Below are 20,608 nucleotides of genomic sequence, written 5' to 3'. Positions count from 1 at the left end.
CGTCGGGGGTTGCGGTTGACCAATCAGTGCAACTTGGCCTCGTCGAGGCCGCGGGCGGTGGCCAGGTGGGTGGCTTCCTCGGTGAACATGTCGACGTCCAGCGGTACGAACGGCGACACCTTCACGTCCAGCCGGGAGCCGGTCGTCTTGGCCTGCCAGGTGCCCATGATCTCGCCGTCCACGAGCAGCGCGCCGCGCCGGCCGAGGATGCGCCACACCTCCTTCTGGTGCGCCTTGTCCGGTACCAGCAGGTCGCGGTCGCGGGCGTTGAGGTACGGGTCGAGCGGCGGGAGCAGCCGCACCACCTCGGGTTCCGGTGGGTTCTCGAACGCCTCGATCCGGTCGGCGGGCAGCCACTCGCGCTTGGAGAGGGCGACCAGGTCGTCGGGCCACACGTCCTTCACCTCGCGCACCGGCGCGCCGAAGTAGTGCGCCACCTCGGACGGTCCGGCCGGGCCGTGCAGCCGCAGGTAGTCGGCGATGAGGGCGCCGAAGCCGTGGGAGGCGTCGGGCACGTCGTGCCGGTTCTCCAGCGGCACGAACGTCACGGTCTTCTCCGCCGGGTCGAATCGCAGCCCGGCGGGGAGCACGGCGAGCCGGAAGATCGGGTCGAACACGTGCGTGGCGTCGCAGCCCCGGCACCAGCCGGTGACGGCGGGCTGGACGCGGGGGGTGAGCCGGGACGACGCCTCGCCCTTCGTCATCGGCTCCGTCACCACCTCCCGCAGTGCGGTCGCGACGTCGTGCAGCACCTCCAGGCCGTTGTCGATCGGCGGCCGGTTCATCCGGGCCACCGCGTCGGCGTCGCTCAACGGCCACAGCCGGGCCGCCAACGCCGGCACCTCGTCGGCGCGGTGCCAGTGCGGCGCGCCCCGCACGCTCCACGTGAGGGTGAAGGCGTCCAGGTCGGGCACCCGGTCCAGCCGGGCCGCCAACGCGGGCACGGCCGACCGCTCGGAGTCCTGCAACCCGAGGTCGAACACGCGCAGGGCGGACGCCTCGGTGGTGGTCCGGTCGAACTGGTGCGCGGCGACCCGGTAGGCGATCACCCGTTCCCGGTCAGCCAAGGTCGTGGTCCAGGGTGATCAGCTCGTGCTCCAGCCGGGCCGTGCCGGAGATCCCGGCCAGCTCGCCGGTGCCCGATCCGGGCACGATGTGGCCCCAGAACCGCGCGCCCTCCGCCGACATGACCGCGCCGTGCTGGAGCACGAACGTCCCGGCCCGGCCGTCCAGCGTGCCGACGAACCGCTCGGTGCCCACGTAGCCGCCCGAGCTTTCGGATGGCTGGCACGTGGTCAGCTCGGCGGTGCTCGTGCCCTCCATGACCCCGTTGTACGCCTTGTCCACGAGCACCCGGCCCAGCTGCGGCTCCGCCTCGTCGTAGGCGGTCTGGTCCCATTTGGTGATCTTGAACGTCGACTTCGATTCCATGGCGGGGATCCTGGCAGGAAATCCTGTCAACCGCTGTCAGGTTCGCGGGTCAGGTCCGCGGGTCAGGTTCGCGTCGAGCACGGGCCACGCTCGGCACTTGTCCACAGGCCGCGTCCGAGCACCCGCAATTGTCGGACCCTTCTGGCAAGATCAAAGCAGGGGTCCCCTTGGCGAGGACCCCTGCGAAGCATGACCGTCGAGCCCGGTCGGCCCCGGCGCAGCCTGCGCTGTCAACCCCGTGGCACCGTCAGCCATGAATCCGCGCCGAACGTCACGGACGAGCCGAGCGCGCTGGAACCCTTGTAGCGGCCGTCCACAGTGTCCACGACCAGCACCAGCCGGTTGCCCGGCGACACGTTCCACACCACCGGTTCCAGGTCCAGGTCGACGGCCCGCGTGCCGGTGCCGGTGAGAGTCACGGGCTTGTGCGTGACCAGCGCGCCCAGGCCCAGCGGGTTCACCTCGTACAGGTAGGCGTAGAGCGTGGTCTTGGCGGCGCTCGGGGTCACCGTCAGGTGCGCGCGTGGCGTGCCGCTGACGGTGGTGGCGGTCCACTGCACCGGCCCGTGCCACACCGCCGCCGAGCCCCGGTCGATCAGCGGCGTCGCCACGCCCACGGGGATGCTCAGGAAGCCCTGCAACGCGCCCGACACCAGGACCGTGCCGCTTTCCGCGATGGTCGCCCGGCCCGCGCCGATCCGGTCCGCCGTCAACGGCACCGTGTCGGTCCTCGTGGTGGCCGCCGCCCATGACGGGAACGAACGCCAGCCGCCGCCGTTGTTCGGCTTGACCTGCACGGGGTGCTCGCGGTCGATGCCGTTGTCCACGCCCTTGAGGTGGTGGTCGAACCAACGGCCGACGGACGTCCAGATCTCGTTGGGCAGCCCGGCCGCGCCGAACAGTTCGGCGGTGGCGTGGTCGCCGGGGGACAGCATGAGCCGCTTGGGGCTGCCCAGCGCGCCGAAGAAGTCGGTGATCTGGCCGGGCGGGAACAGCCCGTCGTTCCACGCGTTGCCGATCATCACCGCGGCCTTGATGGACGACACCTTGGACGCGGGGGAGCGCGGCGGCGAGATGGGCAGGACGTCGGTGAACCGGTCCTCCCGGTAGGCGGTCTCCGCCTCGCGCAGCACCGGACCGGGGCGGCCGGTCAGCTTCCCGGCGGTCAGCAGGAGTTCGACGGCCTGCGCGCTGACGGTCTCGTTCGGGTAGAGCGAGCGGGCCAGGTCGGTCCACGTGCTCAGCGCCGTGACGGCCTTGATCCGCGGGTCGGCCGCGGCGGCGAGCAGGGACTGGCCGGCGCCGTAGGAGATGCCGCCGACGCCGATGCGCCCGGGGTCGCCGTTCGCCCGGGCGAGGCCCCAGTCGATCACCCGGCTGACATCGGCCACGGTGTCCGGCCCGGCCACGTCGATCTCGCCGGCCGAGTCGTAGAACCCGCGGGAGGTGTAGCTGATCACCGAGTAGCCGGACTCGTAGGCGAGCTTGGCCGCCGCGCCGACGTACTCGATGTTGCCCACCCCCCAACTCGACGGCAGCACGAGCAGCGGGAACGGTCCGCTGCCGCGTCCGGTGGGCGTGACGACGAAGGCCTTGAGCGGGGTGCCGCCCTGGCCCGGGATGGTCTCGTAGGCCACCGCGAAACCGGGCGCGGCCTGGGCGGGTGGCGCCAGGACGAGCGCCATGAGGGCGGCGAGCAGCAGGGGGAGTGATCGGCGCACGAGGTCCTCCTTGACCGTGACCGGAATCACGCAGGGTGTTACCGGTGAGTAAACACTAGGGATACTCACGAGTAGCAACGGCCTGTGACTCAGCTCACCCATTGCTGTGCCGTGGCACGATGCGGTCATGCTGTTCGGTTCACGAGAGGTCGCCCAAGACCGTGCGCTGGTGATGGCGATCGTCAACCGGACGCGCGACTCGTTCTACGACCGCGGCGCGACGTTCGAGGACACCGCCGCCATGGCCGCGGTGGACCGGGCGGTCGCCGACGGCGCGGACATCGTCGACATCGGCGGGGTGAAGGCCGGTTCCAAAGGCGAGGTGGTGGACGCCGCCGAGGAGGCGCGCCGGGTCGTGCCGTTCGTCGCGGCGGTGCGTGAGCGGTACCCGGACCTGGTGATCAGCGTCGACACGTGGAGGCACGAGGTGGGGCGCGCGGTGTGCGCGGCGGGCGCGGACCTGATCAACGACACGTGGGCGGGCGCGGACCCGGCGTTGGCGGAGGTGGCGGCGGAGTTCGGTGTCGGCATCGTCTGCTCGCACACCGGTGGCCTGGAGCCGCGCACCGATCCGCACCGGGTCCGGTACACCGACGTGGTGGCGTCCGTGGCGGCGGAACTGGTCGAGCGGGCCGAGCGGATGGTGGCGCTGGGCGTGCCGGCGGCCGGTGTGCTGATCGACCCGACGCACGACTTCGGCAAGAACACCTGGCACGGCTTGGAGCTGTTGCGGCGGCTGGACGAGCTGGTGGCGACCGGGTGGCCGGTGCTGATGGCGTTGTCCAACAAGGATTTCATCGGTGAGACCCTGGGCACGGGGCTGGAGGACCGGGTGGACGGCACGCTGGCGGCGACGTCGGTGGCCGCGTGGACCGGCGCGAAGGTGTTCCGGGCGCACCAGGTGCGGCAGACCCGTCGGGTGGTGGAGATGGTGGCGAGCATCACGGGCACCCGTCCGCCGGCGCGGGTGTTGCGGGCGTTGGCCTGAGTTCCGGCCGAGTCATTTGTGGACGTGAGTTGGGGTCCCTATCGGCGACTGTTGGCGGTCACCGGCAGGCGTTCGGTGCTCCAGCGGTCGCGGTAGTAGCCGGGGGTGTCGATCAGGTCGGCGTGGGTGCCCTGCTGGGTGATCCGGCCGTCTTCGAACACCAGGATGTGGTCGAAGTCGACCAGCGGTGCCAGGCGGTGGGTGACCAGGACGACCGTTCGGGTGGTGTGGTCGAGCACTTTGTGCAGAACGGCGTCACCGTGGTCGATGGTCAGGCCTTCGACCGGTTCGTCCAGGAGCAGGACTTCGGGGTCGGCCAACAGCGCTCGTGCTAGGAGCAGTCGTTGGCGTTGGCCACCGGACAGTGAGTCGCCGTCTTCGCCGACGACGGTGTCCCAGGGGACGTCCAGGTCCACCAACGCGGCCACCCGGTCCAGGTCATGCTGTGACGCGTCGGGGCGGGCGAGGCGGACGTTGGCCTCGACGGTGGCGTGGAAGACGTGTGCGTCGTCCAGCACGCCCTTGGCGAGGCCGGGGTGCGCGGCGGCCAGCTGTCGCAGGAACGTGCTCTTCCCTGCCCCGCTGGCGCCCACGACCCCGACACGACCGACGGGCAGCTCTGTTTCCGGTGGCGCGGCTTCCTCCGGCCTGGATAGCACCTCGCGCACGCGGCGGACCGATCCGTGCACCTCAGCCCACCGTTGGGCGGCCGACGCCAGCGGCAACGCCACCTCCAGCACGGCGACCGAGCCCAGCACGACGTGCGCGGGCGCGCCCGACAGCAGGAACGCCAACGCGACCCCGAACTGCACCCCCACCGCCACGGCCGCCAGTGCCGCCGCACCGAGGCCGCCCCGCCGTTCCCGTTCGGCCAGCGAGTCGACCACCTGCCCGGTCGCGGCCAGTTCCCGCTCCAGCGCCCCGAACGCGGTCAGCTCGGCAGCGCCGTCCAGAAGCACCACGGTCTGCTCCGCCAACGCCGACCGCAACGGTGCCAGCGCCCGCAGGTGCCGTACCGCGAGCGCATGAGCGGCCCAAGGGATGACACATACGGTCACCAACAACCCAACCAGCAACGGCCAGGCAAACCCCGTAGCCACCAAGGCGATCACGCCAACGACCACCGCCACCGCGCCCGGCAACAGACAGCGCAACAACGCATCCTGCATGGAGTCCACATCGGACACGAGCCGGGTGAGCGCGTCACCACCGTTCAACGGCCGGCGCACCAACGCGTCGTAAACCCGTCCCCGAACCTCCGCCAGGTGCCGCAACACCGCCGAATGCCCGGCCAACCGCTCGACGTACCGCATACCACCACGTGTGACGGCCAACGCCCGAACCGCCACGATCGCCACCGTCAACGCCGACAACGGCGGCTGCTCGGCGGCACGCATGATGAGCCACACAGCGGTCGTCATCAGCCCGATCCCGGCCAGTTCGGCGGCAACCCCGGCAACCACCGCCGGCACCAGTCGCCTCACCCGAACGCCACCACCCGGTCGACCTCGCCGAGCATCACCGGCCGGTGCGCGACGATCAACGCCGTGCGTCCGGACGTCAGCCGTCGGGTGGCGTGCAGCACGGCCTCCTCGGTCCCGCTGTCCAACCGGGACGTCGGCTCGTCCAACAGCAGCATCCGAGCGTCGTCCCGCACCAGCGCCCGCGCCAACGCCACCCGCTGTCGCTCACCCGACGACAGAGCGTGCTCGGCATCGACCAAGTGCTCCAACCCCATCGCCGCAGCCGCAGCCCGAACGTCCCGAACGCCACCGCCAGACCCCAACGCGATGTTCTCCCCGACCGTGCCGGGGAACAGCGTCGGCCGCTGCGGGACCCACGCGAGCTGCCGCAACCACGACTCGCGGTCCACCTCCCGCAAGTCCACCCCACCGACCAGCACTCGCCCGGACGCGGGCGTCACGAACCCCATCAGCACCGCCAGCAACGTGCTCTTCCCGACCCCGCTCGGCCCCACCAACGCCACCCGCTCACCAGGCGTGATGCGCAACGACATCCCACCCAGCGCGTCCCGCCCCGGATACCGCACCACCACCCGGTCCACCACGATCTCGGCAGTCCGCAGGTCCGGCGCCCGAGCCCCGGTCACCGTCACGGCGTGCCGGACGGCCGGTTGTCCACAGGCCGTGCCCGATGGCGTGGATTTGTCGGTCCCTTCTGGCAGGATCAAATCAAGGGTTCCCCTTGGCGGCGACCCGTGCGAAGCGCTGGGCGGGGGTCCGTGCGCAGCCGCGGCCTCCAGCACCGCCAATCCCTCGGCGGACGCGTGGAACTGCGCGCCGGCCGAACGCAACGGCAGGTAAGCCTCCGGTGCCAGCAACAACACCAACAGCGCCACCTGCAACGTCACCCCGCCGTGCAGCAGGCGCAACCCCACCGGCACCGCCACCAGTGCCACGGACAGCGTCGCCACCAGCTCCAACACCAACGCCGACAGGAACGCCACCCGCAACGTCCGCATGGTCGACGCCGCGTGCGCCCCCGCCATCGCCCGCACCGTCCCGGCCTGCGCCGCCGCCCGCCCGAACACCTTCAACGTGCCCAACCCGCGCACCACGTCCAGAAAATGCCCGCCCAGCACCGCCAACCCGGCCCACTGCGCCCGCGTCCGATCGCGGGTGTGCAGCCCGACCAGCGCGGCGAACACCGGCACCAGCGGCAACGTCACCAGGACCACCACTGCCGACGTCAGGTCGGCGAACGACAGCCGCACCACCACCGCGACCGGCACGACGGCCGCCACCGCGAGCTGGGGCAGGTACCCGGCGAAGTACGGCTCGACCGCGTCCAGCCCCTTCACCACCAATGTCACCACCGACCCGGCCCGCACCGACGGCCCGGCAGAACCGCGCAGCACCTGCTTGCGCAGAGAAGCCTTCGTCGACGACGCGAAGCGCTGCGTCACGACCCGCCCGCCCCACACCACGACCCCGCGCGCCACAACCACCGCCACCAGCCACCACGCCGACCAGCCACCGGACAGCACCGAAGCCAACACCTCGGCCTGCCCCAACACGACCACCGCCGTGACGACCGCCAACACACCGAGAACGACCGCGTACCGCCGATCAACGTGCCGCACGGGACATCCACCAGGTAGCCCACTGGAACGCCAACACCAACGGCACCACCACGACCGCCGCCCACGTCAACACCCGCAACGTCGACAGATCCGCCATCACCGACACCGTCACCACCGACCGAGCCCCGAACACCGCCACCACCGGTAGCGCGCAAACCAAAGCAGTGCAAGCAAAAGCCACCCGATACCGCTCAGCACGCAACGCCACCCAAGCCCCGCCCAACAGGCCGACAGCGATCACCGCCACCAACCCGAACGCAGGCACAGCCACCGATCCGGCCGTGAAAACCGCCGCCACCACGAACGCGACACAAGGCAGCACAAGCAAAACCGCCAGCCGCACCGCCCGTCGTCGCAACTCGCCCGGCAGCCGCCAAGCCAGAAAAACCGCACCGTGCAACGAGAACAACACCAACAACCCCGCACCCCACAGCACCGACGGCCCACCGAGCACACGTCCCAGCAGCACACCCCAGCTCACCGCGACCACCAGAGCCCCGCCCACCAACAGGAAATCCCAAGCGGGCGACCGCAACTGCACCGCGACCGTGAAGCACACCAAACCGGCCAACAGCACCGAGAACACCGTGTGCTGCGACGACAACAGCTCGCCCTCCAGCCGGGGGAACGCACCGAACAGCACGCCCACCGCCGCGACCAGCCACACCTCGTTGCCGAGGAAGAACGGCGTCACCGCCCGCAGCACCACTCGCCGCGACCGCTCGTCCCGCCCGACGACCCGCAGCAGCACCCCCACCCCGTAGTCGAACCCGGCCAACGCGAAGTACCCGCAGGTCAGGAACGCCAGCAGGCCGACCCACACACCTTCCACGACACAACCACCCCTCACAGAGCCGGAACGAGCGGCGACACGGGCGACTCGTCGGACGACACCGGTCCGCGCCGCGCCAGCCGGGCGATCAGCACCCAGTCGGCGATCGCCAGCACCGCGAACACCGCCGTGAACGCGATGAACGACACGAGCATCTGGTCCCGGCTCACGTGCGAGACCGCGTCGGACGTGGTCAGCAGCCCTTGCACCAGCCACGGCTGCCGCCCGATCTCGCGGAACAGCCACCCGCCGATCGCCGCGACGAACGGCAGCGGGATGCCGACCACCATCAGGTAGAGCGGGAACCGCAGCTTCACCACCCAGTCGCGGAACAGCAGCGGCACCGTCGCCCAGCTCACCAGCAGCAGCACGAACCCGATCTGGATCATGAACCCGAGCCCGCTCCCGTCGAGCGCGCCGACCGTGTCCAACTTCTCCGGCTGGTACTCCTGCACGATCGGGAACTGCGCGAACCCGACCCCGACCAGCAACGGCGTGGCCACGGCGGTGAGCACCACGCCCAGCCGCAGCGACCGGCGGAAGAACTCGACCTCGGTGGTGCGCCGGATGAAGTGGTAGGCGCTGACCCCGGTCAGGAACACGCCGCCGACGGTCAGCGCGGCGAAGCACACGTGCAGGAACGCGATGCCGAACGTCGGGTTGGCGAGCAGGGCGGAGAAGTCGACCATCCGCAGCACGCCGTCCCGCAGCTCGTGCCCGACGGGGTGCTGGAGGAACGCGTTCGCCATCATGATCCAGAACGCCGAGGCGTAAGCGGTCAGCGTGACCAGCCAGATGAGCGCCAGGTGCACCCACTTGTCGAGCCGGTCCCAGCCGAAGATCCACAGGCCGAGGAACGTGGACTCCAGGAAGAACGCCACCAGCGTCTCCAGCGCCAGCGGCGCGCCGAACACGTCGCCCGCGAACGTCGACAGGCCCGACCAGTTCAGCCCGAACTGGAACTCCATGACGATGCCGGTCGCGATGCCGAGCGCGTAGTTGACCACGTAGAGCCGACCCCAGAAGCGCGTCATCCGCGCGTGCACGGGGTTGGCGGACAGCGTGGCCCGGGTCTGCGTCACCGCGACCACGGTCACCAGTCCGAGCGTCAGCAGCACGAACAGGAAGTGGAACGACGTGGTGGTGGCGAACTGGAGCCGGGCCAGTCCGAGAGCATCCATGAGTAGGGACGTTATATGTAGGCAGGCAATGCAACATCGGGGATGTCCCGGATTCCTACCCCTGTCCTGACCCGTAGACTCACTACCCATGAAGTCCGACGCGTTGCGAGGTCATCTCGACGCGCTCCTGCTGGCCACGCTCGACGGCGGCCAGCTGCACGGCTACGCCATCATCGAGGCGTTGCAGAAGCGCAGCGGCGGCGCGCTGGACCTGCCCACCGGCACCGTCTACCCGGCCCTGCGCCGACTGGAGACGGCCGGACTCGTGGCCAGCGAGTGGAGCACCGTCGGCGGCCGTCAGCGCCGCACCTACCGGCTCACCAAGGCTGGTCAACGGGCCCTGGCCGCCGAGCGCACCGCGTGGCGCGAGTTCACCACCGCGATCGAGGGCGTGCTGGGAGGTGGCCCGTGGCCGGCGCAGGCCTGATCGACGACTACGTGACCGCGTTGGACCGGCGGCTGCGCGGCCCGGAGCACGTCAAGGACGACCTGCTCGCCGAAGCGCGGGACAGCCTCCACGACGCCGCCGCCGCGCACCGGGACGGCGGACTCACCGAGGAGGCCGCCCAACGCCGTGCCGTCGCCGAGTTCGGACCGGTCACCACCATCGCCCGCGAGTACCAGGGCCTGCTCGGCCTGGCACACGGCGCGCGCACGTTGCGAGCGGTGATGCTGGTCATCCCGCTGACTTTCGTCATGTGGGAGCTGAACCGCAGGTTCTGGATCGGCGCCTGGAACGACTTCGACGCACCGCCGCCCGACTGGTACCTCGCGATCGCCCGCTTCAACGACACCACGGCGTGGATCGTGGCCGGCGTGGCGATCGTGGCGCTGCTGGTCGGACGGCGACTCGCCCGGACGACGCTGAGCACCGTGACCCTGTCCAGGCTCGCGGGCGCGGTCGCCGTCGGCGCGGTCGCCGTGACCGTGCTCGGCAACGTGGCGATCCTGGCCGCCACCGCCTACCTGGACGTGACGAGGCTGGTCATGTCGCCACCGGTGGGCGCCGCGACGCTCGTCTCGTTCGTGATCGAGCTTCGGCTCGCCGTTCTGGCGCGCCGGTGTGTGGCGTTCTCGTCGGTCTGACCGGCGGGTGTGTGTCACGATCGTGTTGTGACCTCAGCGCTCATCTACATCGTCGTCATGGCGCTCGTGGCGGCCGTGGTGTTCCTGCTGGCCGCGCTGGTGTTCGGGCGTGGCGAGGAACTGGCCCCCCTGCCGCCGGGCGCGTCGCCGACCCGCCTGCCGGCCGATGACGTGACCCCCGACGACGTGCGCGACCTGAAGTTCCAGCAGGTCCTGCGCGGCTACAAGATGACCGAGGTGGACTGGGCGCTCGACCGCCTGGCCACCGAGGTCGAGCAACTGCGCGCCCGGGTCGCCGAACTCGAAGCCGAACTGGACGTCGAGCGGCAGCGGGAATCGGAGCGGGAGCCGGAGCCGGAACACGACCGGGAACCGGAACACGACCGGGAGCCCGAGCGTGACCCAGCCTGACCTGCAGGTCCGGACTGACGCACGGGCGGGGACGGCGCAGACCTGCACGGCACTGCCTGGGACGGCGTGGAACTGCACGGCATGGACCGGCACGGACCGGCACGGCATGGGGTGGGGCGGCGTCGACCGGCACAACGCGGACCGGCATGGCGAGTGGACGCTCGGCACGACCGTCCGCGGCTCCTGCACCACGCGCGCACTCCGGCACGCGGCCGGGCACTTATCCACAGCCCGGCAGTTGTCCACAGGTGTGGCTCGACGACCCGGAATTGTCGGTCCCAGCCGGCAGGATCAAAACCGGGGGTCCCCCTGGCGGGGACCCTCGCGAAGCAGCGCCATACCGTGCCGCCTGGGAGTGCACCGCATGACCGACCTCGTCCGCTGCCCGTGGGGCAACAGCACGCCGGACTACATCGAGTACCACGACACCGAGTGGGGTGTCGAGCTGCACGGTGAGGTGGCGATGTTCGAGCGGATGGCGCTCGAATCGTTCCAGTCCGGTCTGTCCTGGATCACCATCCTGCGCAAACGGGAGAACTTCCGGACCGCGTTCGCGGGCTTCGAGCCCAAGCTCGTGGCCGAGTTCGGGCCGGCCGACTTCGACCGGCTGATGGCCGACGCGGGCATCGTCCGCAACCGGGCCAAGATCAACGCCACGATCAACAACGCCCGCGCGATCGCCGAACTCGACGTGCCGCTGGACGACCTGCTGTGGTCGTTCGCGCCCGAACACCACCAACGGCCGGCCACGATCGCCGACGTGCCCGCCGTCACGCCCGAGTCGAAGGCGTTGGCCAAGGAGCTGAAGCGCCGCGGCTTCGTGTTCCTCGGCCCCACCACCTGCTACGCGCTGATGCAGGCCACCGGCATGGTCGACGACCACATCGCGGCCTGCTTCCGGGCCGGCTGAGCGGTCGGCGGGCGGTCCAGCGGCCGGTTCAGCGCCGGTCGGGCAGCCGGTTCAGCGGCCGGTGAAGTTCGGCTTGCGCTTGGCCACGAACGCGGCCACCGCCTCCCGGTGGTCCGCCGTGGCGCCCGCCTCCGCCTGCGTGCGCGCCTCCACGTCCAGCGCCGCCGCCAGCTCACCGGAGAACGCCATCGCCTCCTTGATCTTGGCGTAGGCCGTGGTCGGCCCGGCGGCCAGCTTGCGGGCCAGCGCCTGCGCCGTGGACAGCACCTCGCCGTCCGGCACCACCTGGCCCACCATGCCGATCCGCAACGCCTCCTCCGCGTCCACCGGCTGCGCGAGCAGCATCATCTCCATCGCCCGGCCGTGCCCGATCAGCCGCGGCAACGTCCACGACGCGCCGGAGTCCGCGGTCAGGCCCACGTTCGCGAACGCCATCAGGAACTTCGCGCCCGCCCCGGCGATCCGCAGGTCACTGGCGAACGCCAGCGACGCGCCCGCGCCCGCCGCCATGCCGTTCACCGCCGCGATGACCGGCTTCGGCATGCCCACGATCGTCTTGATCAGCGGGTTGTAGTGCTGCTCCACCGTGTTCAACGGCGCCGGGTCGCCCGCCTCCAGCAGCGAGATGTGCTCCTTGAGGTCCTGACCCGCGCAGAACGCCTTCCCCGCGCCGGTGATGACCACCGCCCGCACGTCGTCGTCCTCGGCGGCCTTGACCACGGCCTCCAGGAACCGCTCCTTCAACGCCACCGTGAACGAGTTGAACGACTCGGGCCGGTTGAGCGTGAAGGTGCGAACGCCGTCAGCGTCGTCGATGAGGAGTTCGGACACGGGAAGACCTCCGGTCAGTGATGGGCGAGGCTGTCGTCGACGAACTTGGCCACCGCGGGCGCGAGGCGGTTGGTGTGCCGGTCGAAGAACTCGGCCGCGTCCGTGCCCGGCCAGTCGGCGGGCAGCAGTTCGCGCGGCAGGCCGGGATCGCGGAACAGGAACTTGCGCCACGCGTGCAGGAACCGCTGCGAGGCGGCGAACGCCTGGGCCGGCGACGTACCGTCCACAGCGGACACCACCGGCTCCCACTCGGCGACGAACCGCGCGTAGTCCCGGCCCAGCGTGGCCAGGTCCCACGCGCGGGCGGCCAACTCGGCCGGGTCGCCCTCGTGCTCGCCGTGGAACGTGCTCGCCCGCACACCCTCGCCCGCCAGCACGTCCGCCAGCTCCGGGGACGGGCGCGGTGCGATCCACGTCACCGGGCCGAGCGGGCCGTAACCGAGCAGTTGCAGCGAGGAGGCCAGCCGCTCCCGCGCCTCACGCGCGGGCAGCTCCTCCAGCACCACCACGTGCCACCGACCGTCCCAGGTGGACGGCCGGGTGCGGTAGATGCGGGCCGCCGCCTCGTCCAGCCGCCGTTCCGCGCGGGGCGTCATCGCGTAGCCGGGACCGCCCGGCAGGCGGACGGGTTCCAGCCAACCCTGCCGCACCGTGCGCGACACCGCCGTGCGCACAGCGGGCGCGGCGAAGTCAAGCGGCTCCAGCAACCGGACGAGCGCGGCGATCGTCGCCGCACCACCCCGCTCGCGGAGGTGGCCGCCGTAGACGTCGAAGAGCGCGGAACGGGCTCGCACGAGAACCGAGTCTGTCAGGGCCACCCCGCGACACGCCACAGCGCCGTCGATGGTCACGACCAGGTGACGGCCGGCGGGGGCACTGAAGTCGTTGGCGCACGGTGATCCTGGCGCTGATCGACGGCTCGGTGAAGATCGTCAACCGGCCACCGGCGGGTCGGAAAGATCGGTTCGGTTTCGCTGCCGAGTCCGCATAGGGGAGAATGGCCGGAGTATCCGGCCCTGGTCGGACGGGGAAGATGTTGACGGAGGGAGCACGCGATGGCGGCCATGAAGCCCCGGACCGGCGACGGTCCCCTCGAGGTGACCAAGGAGGGGCGTGGCATCGTGATGCGCGTTCCGCTCGAGGGTGGTGGGCGCCTCGTCGTCGAGATGTCGGCGGATGAGGCCAACGCCCTGGGCGACGCCCTCAAGGCAGCCGCCGGCTGACCAGCCGGAGCTAGAAAGCGTCGAGGCCCCGGTTTCCACTGTGGAACCGGGGCATCGCTACGTCGTGACGAGCCTGGTGACGCCGTGCCCTGTAGGCGTCGTGGCGAGCCTGCGACGTGCGACGTTGTAACCCTGGTCGGCTGACCTGACGTCTGTCGCCCCCTATCGCCCTCGCCGACTTCCGTCGGCCTCACCGGGAGGTCCCCGTGCGAGCACCCCTGCCCACCCCGCTGGTCACCGTCGAGGTGGCCGACACCCTCCGGCGAGGTGTGCCCGCGGTGCTCGTCGCGTTCCCCGGTGACCCGGTGCGGTTCGGGCCGGGTGCGTCGGAGGCGGACCTGGACGTCGCTGAGGTGAGCGGGAAGGCCGGCGCGACGTCCAAGCAGGGGCGGACGTGGGTCGTCGGTGTGGGTGACGGTGGGCCGGGCGACTGGCGCAGGGCGGGGGCGTCGCTGGTGCGGGCGCTGCACGCGGATGCGGAGAAGGCGGGCGGGACGACGTTCGACGTGCTGCTGCCGGATGACGTGACGGCATCGGCGGTGGCGGCGTTCACGCTGGGTGCGGCGGTGGGCGGGTACCGGTTCAAGGTGACCGGGGAGGAGCCGCCGAAACGGGTGAGGTCATTGCGCCTGGTAGCGACCGCTGCGGGGCTCGCGTCCGGGTTCGCGGACGTCGTGCGGAAGGCGAACACGTTGGCGGCGGCGACGTCGTTGAGCCGGGATCTGGCGAACACACCGTCAAACGTCAAAGATCCGTCCTGGTTGGCCGCCGCGGCGGCTCGCGCGGCACGGGCGGTGCCGGGTCTCCAAGTCGACATCCGTGACGAGCAGTGGCTGGCCGAGCAGGGCTTCGGCGGTGTGCTGGCGGTGGGTGGTGGTTCGTCCCGTCCGCCGAGGTTCATCGAGCTGACGTGGCCGGGGACCGAGGCCGGCCAGCCGCACCTGGTGCTGGTGGGCAAGGGCATCACGTTCGACACCGGTGGTATCTCCATCAAGCCGGCCGACGGCATGCACCTGATGCGGACGGACATGTCCGGCGGTGCGGCGGTGGTGGCGGCGATGATCGGCATCGCCAAGCAGAGCCTGCCCGTGCGCGTGACCGGCCTGGTCCCGGCGGCCGAGAACCACGTGTCCGGCTCCGCGTACCGACCGGGTGATGTGATCACCCAATACGGCGGGATCACCACCGAGGTGACGAACACCGACGCCGAGGGCAGGCTGGTCCTGGCAGACGCCCTGGCCTACGCCGTCCACAACCTGAAGCCGGACGTGCTGGTGGACGTGGCGACTCTCACAGGCGCGATGAAGGTAAGCCTCGGCGTCCGCACCGGCGGCTTCTTCGCCACCGACGACACCCTGGCCGCCCGCGTTGCGGAGGCCGGCACCGCGGCAGGCGAATCCTGGTGGCGCATGCCCCTGCTGGAGGACCTGGCGGAGGACGTCCAAAGCCACATCGCCGACGTCCGCCAATGCCCGCCGGGACCGGGTGGCATCACCGCGGCCCTGTTCCTGCGCGAGTTCGTAGGCAACGTGCCGTGGGCCCACCTGGACATCGCCGGCCCCGCGAGGGCGGACAAGGTGTACGACGAGGTAGTGGCAGGCGCAACCGGCTTCGCCGCCCGAACCCTGATCGAGCTAGTCGAGACCTACACCGAAACCCCGACCAACACGATCGGGTGATCATCGCCCCGAATTGTACGGAAACACCGTTACCGCCCCTCGGTTGAATCGAGGAACCGCAACCCGGCCAAACCACCACCCACGCCCCCAGCCCCGCCGTCACCCACCCAGCCGCCGACCCGCCGTGAGTTGCCAATCCCCAGCCGCCGACCCAGCCGAACCCGCCGACCCCCCGACCCAAGCTGTCCGACCCGGCCCAAGCCGACCCGGCCCAAGCCACGCCGACGAACGGGTAGGCGAGATCGACCGGCCAGCGGCTCAGCCGGCGAGCGCGATCGGCCGGCCGGTGGGCACGATCGGCTGGGCGGGTGCGGGGTCGGCAGGTGGGAGGAATCGGCTGCCTGGGCGCGCGGGATCGGCGGGCGGGTGGCCATTGGTGGGCGAGGGGTGGCGGGCCGGGCGGTGGGGTCAGGTGGCGAGCGCGTGGTCGCGGAAGGCGTGGACGGCGGGTGGGAGGGGGGTGTCGGCGGGCCAGACCAGGGCGATTGCGCGGGCCGTGCGGGGTGTGAGGGGGATTTCGGGGAGGCCGGACGGTGAGTCGGCGTGCGGCAGCAGGGCGACGCCCAGGCCTGCCGCGACCAGGCCTCGCACGGTTTCGGTTTCCTGGCCCTCGAACGCGAGGGTGGGTACGAAGCCGGCTGCCGCGCAGAGGTCGTCGGTGATCTGTCGCAGGCCGTATCCGGGCTCCAGGCCTACGAATTCCTCGCCCGCCAGCTCCGCCACTCGCACCGACGTGCGGCCGGCCAAGCGGTGGCCGGGCGGGACGACCAGTACCAGCTCCTCCTCGCGCACCACGGCGTGCGCGAACGTCGGATCGGTCGGCGGCGGGGATACGAGGGCGAGGTCGACCACGCCGTTGGCGAGGTGGTCCAGGATGTCCTGGCGGGAGTCCTGGACCAGGCGGAATCGCACGGATGGGTGAATCGCGCGGAAGTCGCTGACCAGGGTTGGTACGACTGACCTGCCCAGAAGGTGCAGGAAGCCGAGTGCGACTTGGCCACGTTCGGGTGAAACTTCCTCCGCCGCCGCACGGTGTCCGGCCTCCAGGACGGCCAGCGCCCGGTCCGCTGCCTCACAGAGCAGCCGACCGGCCCTGGTCAGGCGCACTCGCCGGCCGGATCGCACGACCACCGGCGCGCCCAACGACGACCCCAAAGCGGCCAACCACCGGCTCACCGTCGGCTGGGGCACGCCCACGGACTCGGCCGCGTGGGTCACGTGCTCGTCCGCCGCCAACGCCCGCAGCACCGCCAACCGGGGCACCAATTCATCCATCACAGCATCGATCCTCGCAAACCACCGTATTGGACGCATGGATTAGCGTCGAAGATGTGCCAAGCCGCCTCGTCACCTCAGTCGCCGCAACGGGCCTGGCCACGTTCGCCCTGCTCTACGCCCCGCAGTCGGTCCTGCCCGACATCGCGAACGAGTTCCGCCTCACCCCGACCCAAGCGTCCCTCACGATCAGCGCCGCCACCGGCGCCCTCGCCCTCGGCGTCCTCCCGATGGCCGCCCTCGCCGACCGCGTCGGCCGCCGACGCGTGATCGTCTGGTCCGTCCTCACCGCCGCCGCCCTGGGCCTGCTGCTGCCGCTCGCCCCGACCTACGAAACCCTCATCGCCGCCCGAGCCCTGCAAGGCATCGCCACGGCAGGCGTCCCGGCGACCGCCATGGCGTTCCTCGCCCAAGAGGCGAAGAAGACACACGTCGGTGCGGCCATCGGCGCCCTGGTCGCGGGCAACAGCGCGGGCGGCATGCTCGGCCGCCTCATCACCGGCCTCGCCACCGACGGCACGTCGTGGCGCATCGCCCTGGCCCTCGCCGGCGCGTTCGGCGCGGCCGCAGCGGTCACCGCCGCCCTCCTCCTACCGAAGGGCCACCACACCGAACGCCGGCCGAGCGCGCTCAAAGACGCCCTCACCGACCGCGTCCTGCTCTGCCAGTACGCGATCGCCGTCCTCGCGGTGTCGGCGTTCATCTCCGTCTTCAACGTCATCGGCTTCCGCCTCACCACCGACCTCGGCCTGCCGACCGGCGTCGCCGCCCTGGTCTTCCTCGCCTACACGGCGGGCGGCACCTCGGCTCCCGCAGGCCGGCTGGCCGACCGGCACGGCCGCGCCCGGATCACCCTCGCCGGCCTGGCCGTGGCGGCGGCGGGCGCCGCCATCACCCTCCCGGACAACCTGATCACGATCGCCATCGGCCTCACCCTGTTCACCGGCGGCTTCTTCGCCGCCCACGCCGTGGCGAGCGGCTGGGTGGGCGCGCGCGCACCCGAGCACGCCAGGGGCCAGGCGTCGGGCGTCTACCTGTTCGCGTTCTACATCGGCAGCAGCACCGGCGGCACGGCGGGCAGCGCCGCGTACCAGGCCCACGGCTGGCCAGGCCTGGTCGTCCTGATCACGGTGTGGCTGGCGCTGGCGGCCACAGCCGCCATCACCGCGCAGAAGGCTCAGAAGTCGAGCGGCACGCCGACCGCCGCACCACCGGTCACCGCGACCGTGCCCAACTGAGGCAACGTCACCGTCCCCGACGTCACCGAGAACGACACCGACCGCACGTCCTCCGGCACCTCGAACACCACGGCCACTGGAAACGTGTCCCCGCCGTGACGCGCGCCGACCTGACGCGCCGGCTCCCCGTTCGGCAGCGTCACCGCCAGCAGACCCGCCGTCTGCCCCGCCCCGAGCACGCTCGGCACCCCGTGCCCCTCCAACCGCAGCTCCAACAACGCCATCCCGGGACCCACCGTGGCCAGTTCGTACTGCCCGTTGGACAACACCGGCCGCTGCCGCCCCAACCGCGCCCGCACGACCTCCACCGACCCGGTCGGCTCCGGCGCGCCCACCGCCACCGGCGTCGACACCGACATCGACTCCGGTCCGGGAGCACGCCGCAGCACCACGGGCGCGTCACCGATGACCAGCCCCGACGGCACCTCGACCCGCTGTTCCAGCGACTTCGCCCCCACGGTGTTGAGCACCAGCGACTCCGCCCCGCCCGTGACCGGCACCGTGTAGACGATCAGCGCCGACCCGTTGTCCGGCATCCGGTCGGCGGGCAGCCGGTGCCGCCGCCCCGGCACGTCCAGCGCCAGCTCGGGCGGCTGCGGCAGCCAGCCGCGCCACGGTGTCTGCCCGAACGCCGAGTCGACCTCGCTGTGCCGGGTCACCCGGACCCGCAGCACCCGTAACGCCACCCCGTGCTCGGCCCGCAGGTCACCTTCGGCCGTCGGCCACACCGACGGCGACGAGTACCCCGTCACGTGCACTTCGAGCTGGTCGTCCCGCACCGTCGCGGACGCGGGGTCGAGCGCTTGGCCGTCGTCGGGAAGCACCGCCAGGAAGTCCGGACCGGCCTCGCCGACGCCCTGGTCGGCGCTGGTCTCCCGGCCGTCGGTGCGCACCAGCTTCCCCACCGGTGTGCTCCGCGAGCCCAGCGGGGGCACCTGCGGCGGCTGGACCTCCAGCCGCACCCCGGAGTCGTCCCGCTCGACCTCCTTCAACGGCACCGGCACCCAGTCGGTGGCGGCCGCGGTGCCGGGCACCTGCACCGGACCGCACCACAGCCGGGTGTCGATCTCGAACGCCTTGCCGGTTCGGGCGAACCAGCAGCTCACCGCCTCCTTGCCGGTCCGGGCCACGTAGCCGAACGACAACGTGTAGCTCAGCTCGGCCTCGGCGCGCGCCTGTAAGCCGGGCGCGTCCAACACCGCCCGGCCCTCGATGGTCAACCTGACCTGCTCGGCGCTGAACGCGGGCGTCGCACACCCACCAGCCACCAACGCGAGCAGGAGAACAAGCCATCGCATTGCCGCCCCCAGTAGTTGCCCCTACTGGGTAAAGGCGATTGCCACCCCCTCCGGTTGCACTCGGATGGGGGTGGCGCCCGTCACACTACGGTGTCAAACGATCACTTAACGCTGTTAAGGGATCGCTGTGCGGCACAGAAACGCGTGCTCACGAACCCAACGCGGCGCGGTACACGGCCACCGTCTGCTCGGCCACGGTCGCCCAGGAAAACTCCTCGATGGCCCGCTGCCGCCCGGCCGCGCCGAACGCCGCCGCCCGCTCCGGATCGGCCAGCACCTCGTTCACGGCGTCCGCCAACGCCGTCCGGTACGTCTCGACGTCCTTCTCGTCGTAGTGCACGAGCAGCCCGGTGCGCCCGTGGTCCACGACCTCCGGGATGCCGCCGACGTCGGACGCCACCACGGCCGTCCCGCACGCCATCGCCTCCAGGTTCACGATGCCCAGCGGCTCGTACACCGACGGGCACACGAACACCGTCGAACGGCTCAGGATCTGCCGCACCTCGGCCGGCTGGAGCATCTCCCGGATCCAGAACACCCCCGGCCGGGCCGCCGCCAGCTCCGCCACCGCCAGGCGTGTCTCCTCGGCGATCTCCGGGGTGTCCGGCGCGCCCGCGCACAGCACGATCTGCGCGTCCGGCGAGATCCGGTGCGCGGCGGCGACCAGGTGGCCGACACCCTTCTGCCGGGTGATCCGCCCCACGAACGTCACGATCGGTCGGTCCGGGTCGATCCCGTGCCGGACCAGCGCATCGGTTTCGGAAACAGGGTGGTAAGCCGAGGTGTCGATCCCGTTGCGGACCACGTGCACCCGCGCCGGGTCCAACGCCGGGTAGCAGTCCAGCACGTCGGCCCGCATACCCTCGCTGACCGCGATCACCGCGTCCGCCGCCTCGTACGCGGTGCGCTCCACCCACGAGGAGATCCGGTAGCCGCCGCCGAGCTGCTCGGCCTTCCACGGCCGGCGCGGCTCCAGCGAGTGCGCGGTCACCACGTGCGGGATGCCGTGGAGCAGTTTGGCCAGGTGACCGGCCATGTTGGCGTACCAGGTGTGCGAGTGCGCGAGCTGCGCGTCGCCCAGCGCGGCGGCCATCTCCAGGTCCACCGACAGGGTGGCCAACGCGGCGTTCGCCTGTTCCAGCCCGTGCGCCGCGTTGTGCGCCCTGGCGTCCGCGCGCGGCCCGCCGAAGGCGTGCACGTCCACGTCGACCAGTTCGCGCAACCTCGGCACCAGGAAACCGACGTGCACCCCAGCCCCGCCGTAGACCTCTGGCGGGTACTCCCGTGTGAGCAGTCCAATTCGCACGCCGCTCACCGTAACCCCGCAGCCGGGGGCAGCCGGGTGAACGAGGCGAGTCTGCGTTACTTCGCCGTTGGTGAGCCGGTGCCGACCCGGTTAGG

General features: G+C 71.3%; 20 protein-coding genes. 8 read left to right on the top strand and 12 right to left on the bottom strand.

Translation table 11 applies throughout. The features are described 5' to 3' along the window. Positions 1-23: 23 nt before the first annotated feature. The 3 genes from ALI22I_RS25745 to ALI22I_RS25735 all read right to left on the bottom strand — a co-directional run bounded on the left by ALI22I_RS25745 (position 24) and on the right by ALI22I_RS25735 (position 3,152). The gene (locus ALI22I_RS25745) at positions 24-1,067 is read right to left on the bottom strand and encodes a DNA glycosylase AlkZ-like family protein (RefSeq protein WP_077008108.1); all 1,044 of its coding nucleotides are present in this window, start codon (positions 1,065-1,067) and stop codon (positions 24-26) included. Next, entirely contained in the window at positions 1,060-1,431 is a 372-nt protein-coding gene (locus ALI22I_RS25740) for a DUF3224 domain-containing protein (RefSeq protein ID WP_077008107.1), read from the bottom strand. The genes ALI22I_RS25745 and ALI22I_RS25740 overlap by 8 nt, the downstream gene beginning before the upstream one ends. Positions 1,432-1,661: 230 nt before the next feature. Continuing rightward, entirely contained in the window at positions 1,662-3,152 is a 1,491-nt protein-coding gene (locus tag ALI22I_RS25735) for a CocE/NonD family hydrolase (RefSeq protein ID WP_238598569.1), read from the bottom strand. 127 nt (positions 3,153-3,279) lie between these two features. Between ALI22I_RS25735 and folP the strand changes: the two genes are divergently transcribed. Continuing rightward, the gene (gene folP / locus ALI22I_RS25730) at positions 3,280-4,140 is read left to right on the top strand and encodes a dihydropteroate synthase (protein WP_077008106.1); all 861 of its coding nucleotides are present in this window, start codon (positions 3,280-3,282) and stop codon (positions 4,138-4,140) included. Positions 4,141-4,178: 38 nt separating this feature from the next. On the opposite strand, the gene ALI22I_RS25725 is transcribed toward folP, so the two are convergent. From ALI22I_RS25725 to ALI22I_RS25710, 4 genes are read right to left on the bottom strand one after another with little or no spacing between them, the layout of a single operon-like run. Then, the gene (locus ALI22I_RS25725) at positions 4,179-5,624 is read right to left on the bottom strand and encodes an amino acid ABC transporter ATP-binding/permease protein (protein WP_077008105.1); all 1,446 of its coding nucleotides are present in this window, start codon (positions 5,622-5,624) and stop codon (positions 4,179-4,181) included. Beyond that, on the bottom strand, positions 5,621-7,243 hold the full coding sequence (gene cydD / locus ALI22I_RS25720; RefSeq protein WP_077008104.1) for a thiol reductant ABC exporter subunit CydD: 1,623 nt from the start codon (positions 7,241-7,243) through the stop codon (positions 5,621-5,623). The genes ALI22I_RS25725 and cydD overlap by 4 nt, the downstream gene beginning before the upstream one ends. Next, the gene (locus ALI22I_RS25715) at positions 7,230-8,075 is read right to left on the bottom strand and encodes a cytochrome d ubiquinol oxidase subunit II (protein WP_077008103.1); all 846 of its coding nucleotides are present in this window, start codon (positions 8,073-8,075) and stop codon (positions 7,230-7,232) included. Before ALI22I_RS25715 ends, cydD begins: the two co-directional genes overlap by 14 nt. Before the next feature lie 14 nt (positions 8,076-8,089). Continuing rightward, positions 8,090-9,256 carry a cytochrome ubiquinol oxidase subunit I gene (locus ALI22I_RS25710; protein WP_077008102.1) on the bottom strand — a complete coding sequence of 389 codons (1,167 nt, stop codon included), beginning with the start codon at positions 9,254-9,256 and terminating at the stop codon, positions 8,090-8,092. Between the two features lie 88 nt (positions 9,257-9,344). On the opposite strand from ALI22I_RS25710, the gene ALI22I_RS25705 reads away from it, so the two are divergent. The 4 genes from ALI22I_RS25705 (at position 9,345) to ALI22I_RS25690 (ending at position 11,663) form a co-directional block, all read left to right on the top strand. After that, complete coding sequence (locus tag ALI22I_RS25705) at positions 9,345-9,683, top strand: PadR family transcriptional regulator (protein WP_077008101.1); 339 nt, start codon at positions 9,345-9,347, stop codon at positions 9,681-9,683. Beyond that, positions 9,665-10,342 carry a permease prefix domain 1-containing protein gene (locus ALI22I_RS25700; protein ID WP_083752006.1) on the top strand — a complete coding sequence of 226 codons (678 nt, stop codon included), beginning with the start codon at positions 9,665-9,667 and terminating at the stop codon, positions 10,340-10,342. The genes ALI22I_RS25705 and ALI22I_RS25700 overlap by 19 nt, the downstream gene beginning before the upstream one ends. Positions 10,343-10,369: 27 nt before the next feature. Further along, entirely contained in the window at positions 10,370-10,753 is a 384-nt protein-coding gene (locus tag ALI22I_RS25695) for a DivIVA domain-containing protein (RefSeq protein ID WP_083752005.1), read from the top strand. Between the two features lie 364 nt (positions 10,754-11,117). Next, complete coding sequence (locus ALI22I_RS25690) at positions 11,118-11,663, top strand: DNA-3-methyladenine glycosylase I (protein WP_077008306.1); 546 nt, start codon at positions 11,118-11,120, stop codon at positions 11,661-11,663. A gap of 51 nt (positions 11,664-11,714) precedes the next feature. Here ALI22I_RS25690 and ALI22I_RS25685 read toward each other — a convergent pair whose 3' ends face one another. Continuing rightward, positions 11,715-12,494 (bottom strand): enoyl-CoA hydratase-related protein, encoded by a 780-nt coding sequence (locus ALI22I_RS25685; RefSeq protein WP_077008099.1) that lies wholly within the window; start codon positions 12,492-12,494, stop codon positions 11,715-11,717. A 14-nt stretch (positions 12,495-12,508) separates the two neighbouring features. Then, the gene (locus ALI22I_RS25680) at positions 12,509-13,288 is read right to left on the bottom strand and encodes a PaaX family transcriptional regulator (protein WP_077008305.1); all 780 of its coding nucleotides are present in this window, start codon (positions 13,286-13,288) and stop codon (positions 12,509-12,511) included. Between the two features lie 261 nt (positions 13,289-13,549). Here ALI22I_RS25680 and ALI22I_RS25675 point away from each other — a divergent pair, with 261 nt between their 5' ends. Beyond that, positions 13,550-13,717 (top strand): DUF3117 domain-containing protein, encoded by a 168-nt coding sequence (locus ALI22I_RS25675; RefSeq protein WP_012783412.1) that lies wholly within the window; start codon positions 13,550-13,552, stop codon positions 13,715-13,717. A gap of 206 nt (positions 13,718-13,923) precedes the next feature. Next, positions 13,924-15,396: a leucyl aminopeptidase gene (locus tag ALI22I_RS25670; protein ID WP_077008098.1), complete on the top strand. Its 1,473-nt coding sequence runs from the start codon at positions 13,924-13,926 to the stop codon at positions 15,394-15,396. Positions 15,397-15,804: 408 nt separating this feature from the next. Here ALI22I_RS25670 and ALI22I_RS25665 read toward each other — a convergent pair whose 3' ends face one another. After that, positions 15,805-16,671: a LysR family transcriptional regulator gene (locus ALI22I_RS25665; RefSeq protein WP_238598568.1), complete on the bottom strand. Its 867-nt coding sequence runs from the start codon at positions 16,669-16,671 to the stop codon at positions 15,805-15,807. 56 nt (positions 16,672-16,727) lie between these two features. On the opposite strand from ALI22I_RS25665, the gene ALI22I_RS25660 reads away from it, so the two are divergent. Further along, positions 16,728-17,909, top strand: coding sequence for an MFS transporter (locus ALI22I_RS25660; protein ID WP_083752004.1), 1,182 nt, complete (start codon positions 16,728-16,730; stop codon positions 17,907-17,909). Here ALI22I_RS25660 and ALI22I_RS25655 read toward each other — a convergent pair. Both ALI22I_RS25655 and glgA read right to left on the bottom strand, forming a co-directional pair. Beyond that, positions 17,849-19,207 carry a hypothetical protein gene (locus ALI22I_RS25655; protein ID WP_143532433.1) on the bottom strand — a complete coding sequence of 453 codons (1,359 nt, stop codon included), beginning with the start codon at positions 19,205-19,207 and terminating at the stop codon, positions 17,849-17,851. The two genes, ALI22I_RS25660 and ALI22I_RS25655, sit on opposite strands and share 61 nt — an antisense overlap. Positions 19,208-19,355: 148 nt before the next feature. Continuing rightward, positions 19,356-20,513, bottom strand: coding sequence for a glycogen synthase (glgA, locus tag ALI22I_RS25650; protein ID WP_077008096.1), 1,158 nt, complete (start codon positions 20,511-20,513; stop codon positions 19,356-19,358). Between the last annotated feature and the right edge of the window lie 95 nt (positions 20,514-20,608).

It is taken from the genome of Saccharothrix sp. ALI-22-I (assembly GCF_001984175.1).
In the GTDB taxonomy this organism is placed as follows: Bacteria; Actinomycetota; Actinomycetes; order Mycobacteriales; family Pseudonocardiaceae; genus Actinosynnema.
Note: the sequence above shows the minus strand (reverse complement) of the source record. Positions and strands in the feature narration are given on the sequence as shown.

Bases quoted from the DNA above. Each gene is read 5' to 3' on its own strand.
- ALI22I_RS25740 (WP_077008107.1), bottom strand. From the start codon at position 1,431: ATGGAATCGAAGTCGACGTTCAAGATCACCAAATGGGACCAGACCGCC.
- folP (WP_077008106.1), top strand. From the start codon at position 3,280: ATGCTGTTCGGTTCACGAGAGGTCGCCCAAGACCGTGCGCTGGTGATG.
- ALI22I_RS25710 (WP_077008102.1), bottom strand. From the start codon at position 9,256: ATGGATGCTCTCGGACTGGCCCGGCTCCAGTTCGCCACCACCACGTCG.
- ALI22I_RS25705 (WP_077008101.1), top strand. From the start codon at position 9,345: ATGAAGTCCGACGCGTTGCGAGGTCATCTCGACGCGCTCCTGCTGGCC.
- ALI22I_RS25690 (WP_077008306.1), top strand. From the start codon at position 11,118: ATGACCGACCTCGTCCGCTGCCCGTGGGGCAACAGCACGCCGGACTAC.
- ALI22I_RS25675 (WP_012783412.1), top strand. From the start codon at position 13,550: ATGGCGGCCATGAAGCCCCGGACCGGCGACGGTCCCCTCGAGGTGACC.
- ALI22I_RS25665 (WP_238598568.1), bottom strand. From the start codon at position 16,671: ATGGATGAATTGGTGCCCCGGTTGGCGGTGCTGCGGGCGTTGGCGGCG.
- ALI22I_RS25655 (WP_143532433.1), bottom strand. From the start codon at position 19,207: ATGCGATGGCTTGTTCTCCTGCTCGCGTTGGTGGCTGGTGGGTGTGCG.